This window comes from Bradyrhizobium sp. USDA 241 (genome assembly GCF_049739505.1).
In the GTDB taxonomy this organism is placed as follows: domain Bacteria; phylum Pseudomonadota; class Alphaproteobacteria; order Rhizobiales; family Xanthobacteraceae; genus Bradyrhizobium; species Bradyrhizobium liaoningense.
The window spans coordinates 283,450-297,378 of the sequence record NZ_JBMGPZ010000005.1 but is presented as its reverse complement, the minus strand read 5'-3'; the positions used below and the strand labels follow the sequence as shown (position 1 = coordinate 297,378).

Below are 13,929 nucleotides of genomic sequence, written 5' to 3'. Positions count from 1 at the left end.
GTCACCCGGAATGACAAGAACTCTTGAACCGCGCCCGGTTCCACGCTTCCATACTCCCATGTTCAGGACCTTTCGAGGCGGCCAGAGTGGGGGCTGGCGTGTGACCTCGCTTTCGCCCGTGACGGGCGAGCCCCTGCCCTTCGTGCCGGCGCTGTCGGTGACCGACAGCGATGCCGTTTCGTTGCCGCTGGTACCCTCGCGCAATGCGTGGCGGCTGGTGGGTGTCGAGAGCAGCCTGCGCTACACCGAGCGGTCCGAGAAGCAGCAACTCGTCGCCGTGCAGGCCGGCCTCGGCCGCATCGAGGCGACCAGCGCTGCGCTGATTCCGATCCGCAAGTCGCAGGCCTGGTGGGAGCTGACCCAGGAAGAGCGCCGCAGGATCTTCGAGGACAAGTCGCACCACATTGCCAGCAGCCTGCGCTTCCTGCCTGCGATTGCGCGCCAGCTCTATCACTGCCGCGACCTCGGCGGGCCCTTCGACTTTCTCACCTGGTTCGAATTCGCGCCCGCGGACGCCGCACTGTTCGAGGAGCTGGTGGCAATGCTCAGGCAGACCGAGGAGTGGGCCTATGTCGAGCGCGAGGTCGACGTGCGCATGGTGAAGGAAGTGCTGTCGGCCTAGAGCATGATCCGGACCCCAAGGCCGCGTTGGCCGCAAAGCGTGCAGCGGTACTCCGACAAGATCATGCTCAACAAACTAATGCTCGAGGAAGCGGCCCGACTCGATGCGCGGCAGACCGGTGACGGGCCAGTTGTAGACATAGGTCCAGGCCTTCTCGGTGGCGCCGTCTGCGCGCGTCACATCGACCAACTGACGCAAATATTCGGTCGGCTCCGGAAACCCCTCGCCGCAGGCCTCGTACATGTCGAGCTCGCGCAGGAGCTCCTCGGGCACGCTCAGGCGGAAGAGCTCGCCATGGACGAGGTCCGTCGGCGCCTCGGAGTGCAGCAATCCCGGATAGTGCTTCACCAGGACGAGCCGGCCGCGGCAGGTCGCTTCACCCAGGAATTCCGCATGGCCCGCGAGCAGCCGCGCCATCGGATGGTCGAAGCCGCGCATCAGGGTGCCGTAGACGAAGAGGCGGTCGGAGCTCATGGTGTTCCAGCGTTGCGACGACGGCACGATACCGTTAATCCGTTTACACACGTTGTTCTTCCATAGGCAAATCAGGATGGCTTTCGACACAGCCGAGGCGACCGACCAACTGCTCGGCGAGGGCGACATTCCGCCCGTGCATGAGGTGAATACGGCAGGCGCATCGCCCTTCCTGCTCACCGCGGATCATTACGGACGGGTGCTGCCGCGCGCGCTCGGCGATCTCGGCCTCGCGGAAGGCGAGCTTGTCAGGCACATCGCCTGGGACGTCGGCATCGCCGGTGTCGCCGAGCGGCTCGCGCGCATGCTGGATGCGCATCTGATCGCGCAGCGCTATTCGCGCCTCGTGATCGACTGCAATCGCCCGCCGGGCGCCGCGAGCTCGATCCCTGTGACCTCCGAGGCGACCGCGATCCCCGGCAATGAAAATCTATCGGCTGCCGCCAAGGAGATGCGCCGGCGCGAGATCTTCGATCCCTATCACGGCCGGATCGGCGCGGCGATCGATGCGCGCGAGCAGGCGGGCAAGCCGACGGTGCTGGTGGCGTTGCACAGCTTCACGCCCGTCTATCACGGCGATCCGCGGCCCTGGCACATCGGCACGCTCTATCACCGCGACACCGTGCTGCCGCGGCTGATGCTGCAGCACCTGCGGGGCGAGAGCGGCCTCGTCGTCGGCGACAACCAGCCTTATGCGGTGAGCGACGTCACCGACTACACCATCCCCGTCCACGGCGAGGCGCGCGGGCTGATCAACACCGGCCTCGAAATCCGCCAGGACCTGATCACCGACGAGACCGGCCAGCAGCAATGGGCCGAGCGGCTGGCGCGGATCCTGCGCGAGATCGCAGCAACGCTGCACAAGGACGGAATGGCGTGATGCTCACTTCGCCCGTGTCAGCGCCAGCCAGATGCCGCCGCCGATCATGAAGCCGCCGGAGATGCGCGACATCATCCGCGTGCGGCGTGCCGAGAAGAATTTTCGGGCGCGGCCGGCGGCGATGGCGTAGAGCCCATCGGTCACTACCGCCGTCACCATGAAGGTGGCGCCCAGCAGCGCGACCTGCGGAAAGTGCGGCTGGTTCATGTCCATGAACTGCGGAATGAAGGCGCCGAAGAACACCAGCACCTTGGGGTTCGACAGCAGCACCAGGAATCCCTGCAGGAAGAAGCCGCCGCGCGGCGGCGGTGGCGGCGCCTCGAGGTCGACGCCCTCGACCGGCGCCCAGATCAGCCTGATGCCGAGCCAGATCAGATAGGCGGCGCCGGCAAAGCGCACCCAGTCGAACCAATAGCCCATGGTTGCCATCAGCGAGGTCAGGCCGACCGCGACGATGCCGATCACGATGGCAAGGCCTGCTTGCGCGCCGGCAACGTTGGTGAGCGCCGCGCGCGTGCCGTGGCGCAGGCCGTTGGCGATGACGAGCGTGACGATCGGCCCCGGCAGCAGCGCCAGCGCGATACAGGCGGCGACGAAGGCGAGATAGGCTTGCATGGACATCATGGGAGGACTCGCTGCGGTTTGCGCGCATTAATGCATGGCGGAGGCGGGAACGGAAGCTTGCTCGTTCCTCTCCCCGCTCACAGCCGATCAGGCGCGCCAAGAACGGCATCTTGACATGCAACTATTTGGTTGCCTATCATGCGCAACCATGGATGAAGTCTTCAGAGCGCTCGCCGATGGGTCGCGACGGTCGCTGCTGGACAGGCTTCACGCCAGGAACGGCCAGACACTGAACGAACTCTGCGAGGGCCTCGCGATGACGCGTCAGGCCGTTGCCAAGCACCTTGTCATTCTGGAGAAGGCCAATCTGGTCACGACCATCAGACATGGCCGCGAGAAGCTGCACTACCTCAACCCCGTGCCCATCCATCAGATCGGCGAACGCTGGATCAAGAAATTCGAACGCGGCAAGCTCGCTGCACTCAGCGAATTGAAGCGTCAGTTGGAGAAGCGCGAGGAATAGGCCTGCTCAACGAAGGATTTGATGCGCGATGGATCTCGACCAGTTCAAGCCGCTCACCGTCTACACAATCTACATCGCCTCCACGCCGGAGCAGGTGTGGCAGGCCCTGACGTCGGCCGAGTTCAGCCGCGAGTACTTTTCCGGGTTCGCGGTGGAGATGGAGCCCAGGCTCGGCGGCACGTTCATCGTGCGCGCGCCGGACGGATCGGAGCACATCTCGGGCAAAGTATTCGAATACGATCCGCCCACGAAGCTGACGGTGACCTGGAACGTCAACTGGCCCGACCTCGTCGAGAAACTCGGCACCACGCTCGTCACCTACGAGATCGAGCCCGCCGGCGAGGCCGTCCGCCTCACCCTGAGCCAGCGTCATGATCGTCAACTCAGCGAAGACATCCTCTCAGGCGGCCGCACCGGTTGGCCCGCGATCCTGTCGGGGCTGAAGAGCCTGCTGGAGACGGGCAAGGCGCCGCAGATCAAGATGTCGCCGCCGGTCAAGATGCTGGAAGCATTGAAGGCGATGGGGATCAAGATACCGTAGCGGCCGGACTCCGCCTCCTCATCGCTTCTTGGTCAGCGGCGGGTGAATCTCGTCGATCTTGCGACGGCAATCCGCTTCCGACTCGTGCGGGCCCGAGACAAAGGTCCCGCTGACCTTGATCGCGTACCAGCCGGACTCAACTCCGAGCCGGACCGCTTCGTCTGTCTTGACCTGCCGTGGAGAGAGAATTTGCATCTGGTGCTTTCGGTTGGCGTTCGACCTCAAATCGAACCGCGGTGACGTTTCAGGCAATGCAGCAGGCGCCCGTTCCCCCGCCAAAACGGGCAATGCACAAAACGACCGCCCCTACGGCGTCGCGATGTGCTCGCTCCACTGGTGCGGGGAATGAGCCATCTCAGGTCGCCCGCGCACAGTCGATGAGCTGCGTGTCCGCAGAAGCGACAGCCTTTCGAACGTTGCCGCACCGTGCGCGCATTCACGGCAATTAGCTATCGATTTCTCGCCCGCACGCGCTTCTAAGCGCCAGATGCATCACCCAAGCGAAACAATGCCGGCGAAGTCTTGTGCTCGGCCGCTTCGTAGCCATGTTAAAGGCGCAGCCAAGGGAACGTACCGCATGAAGCTCCGCGTCGGGTTCGAGATGCTGTACGAATTCACGCAGCCGACGCCTATGATCACGGTGTTGGGCACGCATTTCACGCGCGCCTCCGATGTCATCGTGCCCGACTTGCTCACCACCAGCCCCCCGGTGACCATTAGTCCCTATCGCGACCTCTTCGGCAATTGGTGCAGCCGCATCGTGGCTCCGCCGGGCGCCTTCCGCCTTGCCGCCGACGGCGTCATTCGCGACAGCGGCTTGCCCGACCCCGCGTTCCCTGACGCGTTTCAGCATGCCGTCGAAGCGCTGCCGACCGACACGCTCGTCTATCTGCTGGGCAGTCGCTACTGCGACACCGATCACCTGACGGATATCACATGGAAGTTGTTCGAGAAGACGCCGCCGGGTTGGGCGCGGGTCCAGGCGATCTGCGATTTCGTTCATCATCGTATCACATTCGGTTATGAGCACGCGCGCTCAACCAGGACGGCACGCGAAGCCTACGAGGAAGGCAAGGGCGTTTGCCGCGACTATGCCCATCTCGCCATCGCGCTCTGCCGCTGCATGAACATCCCGGCGCGTTACTGCACCGGTTATCTCAGTGACATCGGCACACCGCAGCCATGGCCTCCAGGAGACTTCGCTGCCTGGTTCGAGGCGTTCATCGGCGGAAGCTGGCGCATGTTCGATCCCCGCAACAATACACCGCGGATCGGCCGCGTGCTGATCGCGCAGGGACGCGATGCCGCAGATGTCCCGATCACCCAGACCTTCGGTCCGAATACTCTGGTCAATTTCAAGGTCTGGACCGACGAGGTTCCCTGATGGCGGACGCGCCCGCTGCGCTCTGCTTGGCAGGGACAAGGCGCGCCGGGCGAAATTCCACAGGCGGGTGAGCGCCTGACCGTTGCGACCGGCTCCCTCTCAGGCGACCGGCGCCACCAGCCTCCGGTAGAGATGCCAGGTCGCATGCCCAAGCACCGGCAGCGTCACGATCAGCCCGAGAAAGTAGGGCAGCGCCGAGACGATCAGCAGCATCACGATCAGCGCGGCCCACGAGATCATCGGCAGCGGGCTCGCGACGACGGCACGTACGCTCGTCACCATGGCCGTGACGAAATCAACGTCGCGATCGAGCAGCAGCGGAAACGACACCACGGTCAGCGAGAACAGGATCAGCGACAACACGGCACCGACCGCGTTGCCGATGCCGAGGAACAGCAGGCCCTCGTTGGTCGTCAGCACAACCGTCATGAACTCCTGCAAGCTCGAGAACGAGGCATTGAGGCCGAGCAGCAGCGCGATCAGGAGCCGCACCTGGTACATCCAGACCACGAACACGAACAGCGTCACGAAGGCCATCCAGCCGATCTCGCTGCGCGAACGGATCGCCGACCAGATCGCACCGAATGAGACCGGCTCGCCGCGCTCGCGGCGGCGGCTGATTTCGTAGAGGCCGATCGCCACGAAGGGCCCGATCAGCGCAAAACCGGCGGCAAGGGGATAGACCAGATAGACCATGCCGAAGGCCGTGAGGCAGAGCATGATGGCGATGCCGCCGGCGGCGTAGAGCGCACCGAAGCAGACACCGTAAAGAGGCAGCGCCTGGAAATCGCGCAGGCCTTCGACCAGCGCCTCGGCGATGTCGGTCGCCGCCACGGGACGTACCACCGGATCGACCTTGCCCGAGATGGACATCAGCTTCCTCCGCAAACCGGCGCGATTATTCGTTGCGCGCTTGCGGCGATATTAGCGCCGCCGCGCGGAGGCGCAACTTGATGCCGGCCGGCGCGAAGAGAGCGGCGACGAGACAATGATCGCAATGCGAAATCTTTAGCCTTTGATGCGATATTCGCGCCGACGACCATGGACGGGGCAGATGATCGTGCCTCAAATTGTGCCTCCGAGCCCCCTCGCCTGAGAGCCGATCGCCCACCGATGAGCCTGCGTACCCGGTTACTGATCCTCGTCATCGCGGCCATGCTCGTGCCGGCGATCCTGGTCGGGCTCCGTTTCGTGCAGAACCGGGCCAGTGAGATCGACGCGGCGCTGGCCAATCTGGTCGCATCCGCCGACGACATCGCGGACGATCTGGACGAGAAGATCAAGGGCACCGCCCAGCTTCACTATGGGCTCGCCCGTGCCCGCGATCTCGACACGCGCGACAAGGCGGCGTGCTCGGCATTTCTGTCTGATGTCCGCGAAGAATACCCGCAGTTCACGGGCATCCTGACCATCGATCCCGACGGCCGTCTGTTCTGCGACTCGCTGCGGACCAACCGCACGCTCGACCTGAATGACCGCGGCTATTTCAAGCAGGTGAAAGGTCTTCATGGCGTCGTCGCAGTGGAGCCGGTGTTCGGCCGGCTCACCGGACTATCGGTGCTGCAGATCGCCTATCCCGTGCGATCGGAGGCGGGTGCGCTGAAATTCGTGCTGCTCGCGTCCTTCAACCTCAACAAGTTCGCAGAATTTCACGACAAACGGCTGCTCGCCGAGAAGGACATCCTGCTGATCGACGCCAAGGGTACGGTGCTGGTCGCCCCCAAGGGCGGCGGCTGGAGTGTGCCCGTCGGCGGATCCATTGCAGGTTCCGACCTGTTCCGCTTTGCGGCAGCGCCCGATGGCGAGCCGTTTCGCGAGGTGAGCGACCGCATGGGCCATACACAGATCTGGGCCGTTGCCCGCTCACCTTCGATCCGCAAGGCCGGCCTCACCGTCCTGGTCGGCCGATCCAAGGACGGACTGCTAGCGGCGGCCAATCGCCGGCTGTTGGAGGACACGGCAATCCTTGCGGTGGCTTCGCTTCTGTTGCTCGCCGGTGTCTGGATCCTTACGACCGTGAGCGTCGGGCGCCAAGTCGGACGGCTCGCCGCCATGGCCAAGAGTCTCGGGCGCGGCGATCTCAGCGCGCGCATTCCGGAGCCCCACCCGGGCGGCGAACTCGGCGGATTGATGACCCTGCTCAACAGCACGGCCGAATCGCTCGAGCAGCAGCGCGCCGCCATCGCGGATCTCAGCCACAAGCTCAGCCAGTCCCAGAAGATGGAAGCCATGGGCCAGCTCACCGGCGGCGTGGCGCACGATTTCAACAATCTCCTGACCGTCATTCTCGGCAACTCGGAGCACCTCGCCGACAGGCTTGCGGGCAACAAGGAATTGCAGCGGATCGCTGACGACATTGCGACCGCCGCCGAGCGCGGTTCCGACCTGACGCGGAGCCTGCTCGCCTTCGCGCGCAAGCAGCCGCTGCGACCGCGAGAGATCGACATCGCCGAGCAGGTGACCGGCATGAAGCAGCTTCTGCGGCGGACCTTGGGCGAGCACATCGACAGCAGCTTCACGCTCGCGCCGGATCTATGGCTCGCCAGCGTCGATCCCAGCCAATTGGCGACGGCCGTGCTCAACCTCGTGCTCAACGCGCGCGATGCGATGCCCGACGGCGGCAGGCTGATGGTCGAGGTCCGAAACATCTCGCTCGGTGAATCCGACCTCGACGTCAACGGCGAGCCGCGGCCGGGCGACTACGTGATGCTGGCCGTGAAGGATACGGGGACCGGCATGAGCCGCGAGGTGTTGGGGCGCGCGTTCGAACCGTTCTTCACCACCAAGGAAGTCGGCAAGGGGACCGGCCTCGGCCTCAGCATGGTCTACGGGTTTGCGCGACAATCCGGCGGACTGGTGCAAATGCAATCCGAGCCGGGTCAAGGCAGCGTCGTCAGGCTGTTCTTCCCCCGCCTCGCGACGCCGCCGAATGAGGAACCGCTGCCGCCAGAGCAGGTCGCCGCACCCGACGGACACGAGACGATTCTCGTCGTTGAGGACGACGACATGGTGCGAGCCTATGTCGAGAACGAGCTCAAGTCGCTCGGCTATCGCGTCATCGCGACATCGAACGGGCCGGCGGCGCTGGATGTGCTGCGCCAGCCCGGAGACATCCAGTTGCTGCTCACTGATGTCGTGATGCCCGGCGGCATGTTCGGACCGGAGCTGGCGAAGCAGGCAACCGGCCTGCGGCCTGGTCTCAAGGTTCTCTTCACCTCCGGCTACAGCCAGAGCCCCGTCAGGACGCCCGACCAGATCGGCGACGCCCGCATTCTGACCAAGCCGTTCCGGCGCAAGGATCTTGCTGCGATGCTGCGGGCCGCCCTCTCGGAGCCGTCGCGGTAGATCAGGAGCCGATCGCGAGCTGGAGCGCCACGCCGAGATTGGCCGCGAACAGGACCGCGTCGATGACGAAGATCCGGAGCATCGGGCCCTTCAACACGGGCCAGTAGGCCACCCCGACGCGGCCTCCGCGCATCAGCACCGGAACGTTATAGGCGAACTGGCTGAAATGGCAGGCGGCGAAGAACAGGAACAGCGCGAGCTGCGCTTCGCTCGGCTGGAAGAAGGATGGACGGGCGGCCAGAAGATAGAGCGACAGGAGCCCGATCGGAAGATTCATCCCGCCCAGGAACGCCACGCTGGCCGCCAGAGTCGGCGCGATCGGATTGCTGCGTTCTTCCCGCGGCAGCAGGATCTTCAACGTGTTCGCTTGCGCGATGCTGAACTGGATGAAGGCGCCGACGAACCAGAGCGTGTTGAGAAGCAGGACGAAATCAGAAACGTGCATCGTCATTTTCCATAGAAGGCTTCGCTGCGCACGACGCGGCCGGCATCGTCGAAATCCATGAATTCGCTGGCGCGCGTGTCGCCCAGCTGCCACCACACCGTCAGGCGCGCGATGGTGTCGTCCCAGCTCCAGCTCAGGATCTTCAGGTCGGCGCGCTCGACATGGCCATAGGCCTTCCGCCAGTAGGCACGGATGTTCTCGGCGCCGGTGACGACAAGAGAACCCGTCAGTGTGAGAGCGAGAGGGCTGCGCATCCGCGCATCGTCGGCGAAATGCGCGACGACCGCGTCGATGTCGACCCTGCACCAATTCGCGCACCATGCCGCGACAAAGCCTTCGGCAGTCGCGCGGCTCATTGCCTGTCCGCTCATGACACGGATCCTCCCTGGCAGGGAAAGTGGCAAAGCCCGCGCTTCATGTCAACCATGTTGACTTGAGAATTAGTTGTTGTCGGCGATCGCCTCCATCACGCCCATCCAGCCGGCCGCACCCGACGCCCCGACGCGATCGAACGCCTCGCGCAGTACCTTGCGCTCGTGGTCGGAGGCCCGCTGCTCGATGCGCCGCCCCGCTTCCGTCAGGCGTAGCAATTTCGAGCGGTGCTGCTCGGGCGAACGCTTCGACGTCACGAGCTTGCGCTCCACCAGCAGATTGAGCGGCCGGTTGAGGGCTTGCTTGGAAATGCCGAGGATCTCGATCAGCGCGCCGATCGCGATGTCGGGCCTGCGCGCCACCACGTACAGGATACGATGGTGCGGACGCGACAGGCCCTGCTTCGCAAGATATGCGTCGGCCTCCAGCGTCATCCCGCGCCAGCCGTAATACATGAGCTCGAGCGCCGCATCCAGATCGTGCAGCTTCGTGAGTGAGGCGCGGTGAAGTCCCGCGGCTTGAGGCGCCTTTGCCATGGCAGGAAGCTAGCCTCTCGCCCGCAGCTCGCGCCGCAGCACCTTGCCCGTCGCCGTCATCGGCAGCGTCTCGGCAAACTCGACGAAGCGCGGATATTCGTGGGCGGCGAGCTGCACCTTGACGAACTCCTGGATCTCGCGCGCGAGCGTGTCGCTGCCAGTAAAGCCCGGACGCAGCACGATCCAGGCCTTGATGGATTCGGTCCGGATCGGATCCGGAATGCCGACCACCGCCGCCATCGCCACCGACGGATGCTTCATCAGCGTGTGCTCGATCTCGGACGGGCCGACGCGATAGCCGGCGGTGGTTATCACGTCGTCCTCACGGCTGACGTACCAGAAATAGCCGTCCTCGTCCTGCACGCCGAGATCGCCGGTCAGCAGGAACTCGCCGGCATATTTCTTCGCCGTCGCCTCCGGATTGCGCCAATATTCGAGCATGGTGACGGGGCACGGCTGGCGCACGCCGATGGTGCCGCGCTGCCCGCGCGGCAATTCCTCGCCCTTGTCGTCGACGATGCGGACATCGAAGCCCGGCGTCGCCTTGCCCATCGAACCGGGGCGGATCGGAAACAGGTTCGAGTTGCTGCCGATCACGAGATTGCACTCGGTCTGGCCGAACACTTCATGCGCGTCGATGCCGAACGTCTCGCGCACCCAGCCGAGCAATTCGCCGCCCAGCGACTCGCCGCCCGTAAAGATGCTACGCAGCTTGACGCCGGAGTGCTTCACGCCGGCCTGCCGCATCAGCTTCAGCGCGGTCGGCGGCAGGAAGACGTTGCGCACGGAAAGATCGGCCATCATCTGCATCGCCGCCTGCGGCTCGAATTTGCGTGCGCGGTGACCGACGAGGGGGATGCCGTGGTACCAGAACGCGAACAGGCCGTTGATGAGCCCGCCGATCCAGGCCCAGTCCGCCGGCGTCCACATGAGATCGCCGGGGTGCGGCAGGAAGTTGTGACACATCTCCACGTTCGGCAGATGACCGAGCAGGACGCGGTGCGCATGCAGCGCCCCCTTCGGATTGCCCGTCGTGCCCGAGGTGTAGATGATCAGCGCGGGATCATCGCACGAGGTGTCGACCCGCGCGAAGTCGGCCGATGCGGCCTTCACCGCATCCCAGAACGACGTCGTTCCCACCGGCGCGCGCCCGCCGACCACATAGATCGTCTTCAGGTCGGGCAGACGATCGCGAATTTTTGCGAGCTTCTCCCAGCCACCCTCGTCGGTGACGATGGCTTTCGCCTCCGAATTCGACAGGCGGAATTCCAGCGCGTCCTCGCCGAACAGCGCGAACAGCGGGATCGAGATCATGCCGGAGCGGAACGCCGCCATATGCGCGATCGGCAACTCCCGGGACTGCGACAGAAACACCGCGACGCGGTCGCCACCGGAAAGCCCGTCCGCCTTCAGCACATTGGCGAAGCGGCGCGACATCTCGGCGATCTCGTCGAAGGAGGTGCGGCTGGTGGCGCCGTTCTCGTCGACATAGATCAGCGCAAGCCGCCCCGTGCCGTCAGCATGGCGATCGCAGCACGCTTCCGCAATGTTGAAGCGCGCGGGGATGTCCCAGCGAAAATTGCGATAGAGCTCGTCGTAGGTTGCGGCTTCGGTGAGCATGGGCTTGAATCGTTTCCCGGTATCTTGTTGTTCTCGTCAGTCTAGGGCTGCGAACGCACGGGACAAGCCCCGCGACGTCATTCCGGAGCGCCCGCAGGGCGAGCCCGGAATGACAGCGAGAGAGCTATCGCACCGTCGCGAAGAACTTCCTGACATCGCGTACGAACAGCTCCGGCTGCTCGAAGGCGGCGAAATGGCCGCCCTTCTCCATCTCGCTCCAGTGGGTGATGTCCGGGAAGTTCGGCTCCATCCAGCGCCGCACCGGCGTGATGATCTCCCTGGGAAACACGGCGACGCCCGTCGGCACCTGCACCACGGGCGTGGTGCGGCGCTTGCCAAAACTCTCCCAGTAGAGCCGCGCCGAGGAGGTCGCCGTCTGCGTTGCCCAATACAGCATGACGTTGTCGAGCAGCTCGTCCTTGCTGAAGATGTTCTCAGGATGCCCGTTGCAGTCGGTCCAGGCCCAGAATTTTTCCAGGATCCAGGCCGCCTGCCCGCTCGGTGAATCCGTGAGGCCATAGCCGAGCGTCTGCGGGCGCGTCGACTGCTGCTTGGAATAGCCGGAATCGAGATCGACATAATGCTTGAGGCCGGCGAGAGCGCGCTTCTCCTCCGCCGTCGGCTCGCCCTCGACCTTGGGCGCCGCATTGAAGGCGAGCGTGATGTGGATGCCGGCGCAATGCCCGGCGTCCTGTGCGCCGAGCGAGGTCGTCACCGCCGAACCCCAATCGCCGCCTTGCGCGCCGTAGCGCGCATAGCCGAGCCGATCCATCAGCTTTGCCCAGGCCGCCGCGATGCGGTCGACGCCCCAGCCGGTGGTCTTCGGCTTGGCGGAGAAGCCGAAGCCCGGCAGCGAAGGACAGATCACGTGGAAGGCATCGGCAGGATTGCCGCCATGCGCGGCGGGATCGGTGAGCGGCGCGATCACCTTCTGGAACTCGACGATCGAGCCCGGCCAGCCATGGGTGATGATCAGCGGCAGCGCGGACCGCTCCTTCGAGCGCGCATGGATGAAGTGGATGTCGAGCCCGTCGATCTCGGTGGTGAACTGCTCGAAGCGATTGAGTTTTGCCTCGCGAGCCCGCCAGTCGTAATCGTCGGCCCAGTAGGCGCAGATCTCCTGGATCCACTTCAGCGGAGCGCCCTGACTCCAGTCGTCGACGAGTTCAGCATCCGGCCAGCGCGTGCGGACGAGGCGTGACTTGAGATCGGAGAGGATGTCGTCGCTGATGTCGATGCGAAACGGCTTGATGGCGTTCATCGGTGCCTCCCTTGTTCTTCTTGTCATTCCGGGGCGCGCGTAGCGCGAGCCCGGAATCCATTAAGCAACGGACTCAGCAGCGCGATGGATTCCGGGCTCGCGCTACGCGTGCCCGGAATGACGACTTAGCCCGACAGCGCCGCCTTCACCAAGCCGCTGGCCTTGCCGAAATCCATCTGGCCGGCGTATTTCGCGCGCAGCGCGGCGATCACCTTGCCCATGTCCTTCATGCCGGCGGCGCCGGTCTCGGCGATCGCGTCCGCGATCGCCTTCTTCACGTCATCCTCTGACATCTGCTTCGGCAGGTAGGCCGAGATCACCGCGATCTCCTCGCGCTCCTGCGCGGCAAGCTCGGCGCGGCCGCCCTTGTCGTAGAGCTCGACCGCCTCCTGGCGCTGCTTGATCATCTTCTGCAGCACGGCGAGGATGTCGGCGTCCGACAGCGGCGGCTTGCCGTTGCCGCGGGCATCGATGTCGGCATTCTTGATGGTCGAGTTGACCATGCGTAGCGTGGACAGCTTGCGCTCGTCCTTGGCCTTCATGGCCTCCTTGACCGCATTGTTGATATCGTCGCGCAGCATGATCGTGACCCCTTCAAATATCCGACGCCTGATCTAGGCCGTTCGTGGCCTTCAGACAACCTCGGTTCCGAGCCATTCGGCGAGCGCCCGCACTGTCGCTTGCGGCTGTTCGGCTTGCGGCAGGTGCCCGCAGCGATCGAGGATCACGAGCCTGGCGCCGGCGATGCCCTCGGCCATCTCCTTGGAGAGCGCATTCGGGATGGTGTTGTCGGTATCGCCCGTCAGCACCAGAGTCGGACACTTGATGGCTGAAAGCGTCGGGCGCGAATCCACCCGTGCGATGATCGCGGTCTGCTGCCGCAGATAGCCTTCGACGCCGACGTCCTCGTCCTGCGCATGCACGAGCGCGAGAATATCGGCATCATCGCGCCGCGACGGATGCACGAGCTCCGGAAAACTCTCCTCGCGGACGGCGCGGAGCTCGCCGCGCCTGGCGCGCTCCATCTGGGCGTGCCGGCGCGCGGTCGCCTCCGGCGTGTCGGGCCGCGCCTGCGTGTTGATCAGCGCGAGCCTGGTCACGCGCTCACCCGCCTGGCGCATGATCTCGAAGGCGATGTAGCCGCCCATGGAATGGCCGGCGAGGACGAAGCGCGGCGGCGCCTCGGCGAGGATGCGGCGGGCGATCGCCGCGATGCTGTCGTCGCGGATGTGGTTGGCAATCATCACGGGGCCAAACCGCCATAGCGCCGGGATCACCGGGGCGTAGATCCGGGCCGAGGAGGCCAGCCCCGGAACCAGCAGAATCGGGGTGGTCTGGTCCATTATTGCCTCGCAAGCCCAG

The 13,929-nt window shown here is 64.9% G+C and carries 17 protein-coding genes; 6 read left to right on the top strand and 11 right to left on the bottom strand.

Translation table 11 applies throughout. The features are described from left to right. Positions 1-58 precede the first annotated feature (58 nt). Positions 59-622, top strand: coding sequence for a chlorite dismutase family protein (locus ABIF91_RS23140; protein ID WP_028178717.1), 564 nt, complete (start codon positions 59-61; stop codon positions 620-622). Positions 623-697: 75 nt separating this feature from the next. Here the strand turns inward: ABIF91_RS23140 and ABIF91_RS23135 are convergent, their stop codons facing one another. Continuing rightward, positions 698-1,096 (bottom strand): gamma-glutamylcyclotransferase family protein, encoded by a 399-nt coding sequence (locus ABIF91_RS23135; RefSeq protein ID WP_028178718.1) that lies wholly within the window; start codon positions 1,094-1,096, stop codon positions 698-700. Positions 1,097-1,172: 76 nt separating this feature from the next. On the opposite strand from ABIF91_RS23135, the gene ABIF91_RS23130 reads away from it, so the two are divergent. Further along, positions 1,173-1,976: an N-formylglutamate amidohydrolase gene (locus tag ABIF91_RS23130; RefSeq protein WP_028178719.1), complete on the top strand. Its 804-nt coding sequence runs from the start codon at positions 1,173-1,175 to the stop codon at positions 1,974-1,976. 3 nt (positions 1,977-1,979) lie between these two features. Here ABIF91_RS23130 and ABIF91_RS23125 read toward each other — a convergent pair whose 3' ends face one another. Further along, positions 1,980-2,600, bottom strand: coding sequence for a LysE family translocator (locus ABIF91_RS23125; RefSeq protein ID WP_080659906.1), 621 nt, complete (start codon positions 2,598-2,600; stop codon positions 1,980-1,982). A gap of 148 nt (positions 2,601-2,748) precedes the next feature. On the opposite strand from ABIF91_RS23125, the gene ABIF91_RS23120 reads away from it, so the two are divergent. Together ABIF91_RS23120 and ABIF91_RS23115 are read left to right on the top strand one after the other, a co-directional pair. Beyond that, positions 2,749-3,063, top strand: coding sequence for an ArsR/SmtB family transcription factor (locus tag ABIF91_RS23120; protein WP_028178721.1), 315 nt, complete (start codon positions 2,749-2,751; stop codon positions 3,061-3,063). A gap of 28 nt (positions 3,064-3,091) precedes the next feature. Then, complete coding sequence (locus tag ABIF91_RS23115; protein WP_028178722.1) at positions 3,092-3,604, top strand: SRPBCC family protein; 513 nt, start codon at positions 3,092-3,094, stop codon at positions 3,602-3,604. An 18-nt stretch (positions 3,605-3,622) separates the two neighbouring features. Here ABIF91_RS23115 and ABIF91_RS23110 read toward each other — a convergent pair whose 3' ends face one another. Then, the gene (locus ABIF91_RS23110) at positions 3,623-3,799 is read right to left on the bottom strand and encodes a hypothetical protein (RefSeq protein ID WP_193374347.1); all 177 of its coding nucleotides are present in this window, start codon (positions 3,797-3,799) and stop codon (positions 3,623-3,625) included. A gap of 382 nt (positions 3,800-4,181) precedes the next feature. Between ABIF91_RS23110 and ABIF91_RS23105 the strand changes: the two genes are divergently transcribed. Next, a complete protein-coding gene (locus tag ABIF91_RS23105) occupies positions 4,182-4,988 on the top strand; it encodes a transglutaminase-like domain-containing protein (protein WP_028178724.1) in 807 nt (268 codons plus the stop codon). Positions 4,989-5,087: 99 nt separating this feature from the next. Here ABIF91_RS23105 and ABIF91_RS23100 read toward each other — a convergent pair whose 3' ends face one another. Next, a complete protein-coding gene (locus tag ABIF91_RS23100) occupies positions 5,088-5,861 on the bottom strand; it encodes a DUF2189 domain-containing protein (protein ID WP_028178725.1) in 774 nt (257 codons plus the stop codon). Between the two features lie 240 nt (positions 5,862-6,101). On the opposite strand from ABIF91_RS23100, the gene ABIF91_RS23095 reads away from it, so the two are divergent. Continuing rightward, on the top strand, positions 6,102-8,333 hold the full coding sequence (locus tag ABIF91_RS23095; RefSeq protein WP_028178726.1) for an ATP-binding protein: 2,232 nt from the start codon (positions 6,102-6,104) through the stop codon (positions 8,331-8,333). Between the two features lies 1 nt (position 8,334). On the opposite strand, the gene ABIF91_RS23090 is transcribed toward ABIF91_RS23095, so the two are convergent. The 7 genes from ABIF91_RS23090 to ABIF91_RS23060 all read right to left on the bottom strand — a co-directional run bounded on the left by ABIF91_RS23090 (position 8,335) and on the right by ABIF91_RS23060 (position 13,910). Next, positions 8,335-8,778: a hypothetical protein gene (locus ABIF91_RS23090; protein WP_028178727.1), complete on the bottom strand. Its 444-nt coding sequence runs from the start codon at positions 8,776-8,778 to the stop codon at positions 8,335-8,337. A gap of 2 nt (positions 8,779-8,780) precedes the next feature. Then, positions 8,781-9,149, bottom strand: a complete 369-nt coding sequence (locus ABIF91_RS23085) for a nuclear transport factor 2 family protein (RefSeq protein ID WP_424579416.1) — start codon at positions 9,147-9,149, stop codon at positions 8,781-8,783. A gap of 69 nt (positions 9,150-9,218) precedes the next feature. Further along, a complete protein-coding gene (locus ABIF91_RS23080) occupies positions 9,219-9,686 on the bottom strand; it encodes a MarR family winged helix-turn-helix transcriptional regulator (RefSeq protein WP_035674245.1) in 468 nt (155 codons plus the stop codon). 9 nt (positions 9,687-9,695) lie between these two features. Next, positions 9,696-11,306 (bottom strand): AMP-binding protein, encoded by a 1,611-nt coding sequence (locus ABIF91_RS23075; protein WP_424579415.1) that lies wholly within the window; start codon positions 11,304-11,306, stop codon positions 9,696-9,698. A 124-nt stretch (positions 11,307-11,430) separates the two neighbouring features. Beyond that, a complete protein-coding gene (locus tag ABIF91_RS23070) occupies positions 11,431-12,567 on the bottom strand; it encodes an epoxide hydrolase family protein (protein WP_028178731.1) in 1,137 nt (378 codons plus the stop codon). Positions 12,568-12,692: 125 nt separating this feature from the next. Then, positions 12,693-13,148 (bottom strand): GatB/YqeY domain-containing protein, encoded by a 456-nt coding sequence (locus ABIF91_RS23065; protein WP_025032166.1) that lies wholly within the window; start codon positions 13,146-13,148, stop codon positions 12,693-12,695. 51 nt (positions 13,149-13,199) lie between these two features. Then, positions 13,200-13,910, bottom strand: a complete 711-nt coding sequence (locus ABIF91_RS23060; protein WP_028178732.1) for an alpha/beta fold hydrolase — start codon at positions 13,908-13,910, stop codon at positions 13,200-13,202. Between the last annotated feature and the right edge of the window lie 19 nt (positions 13,911-13,929).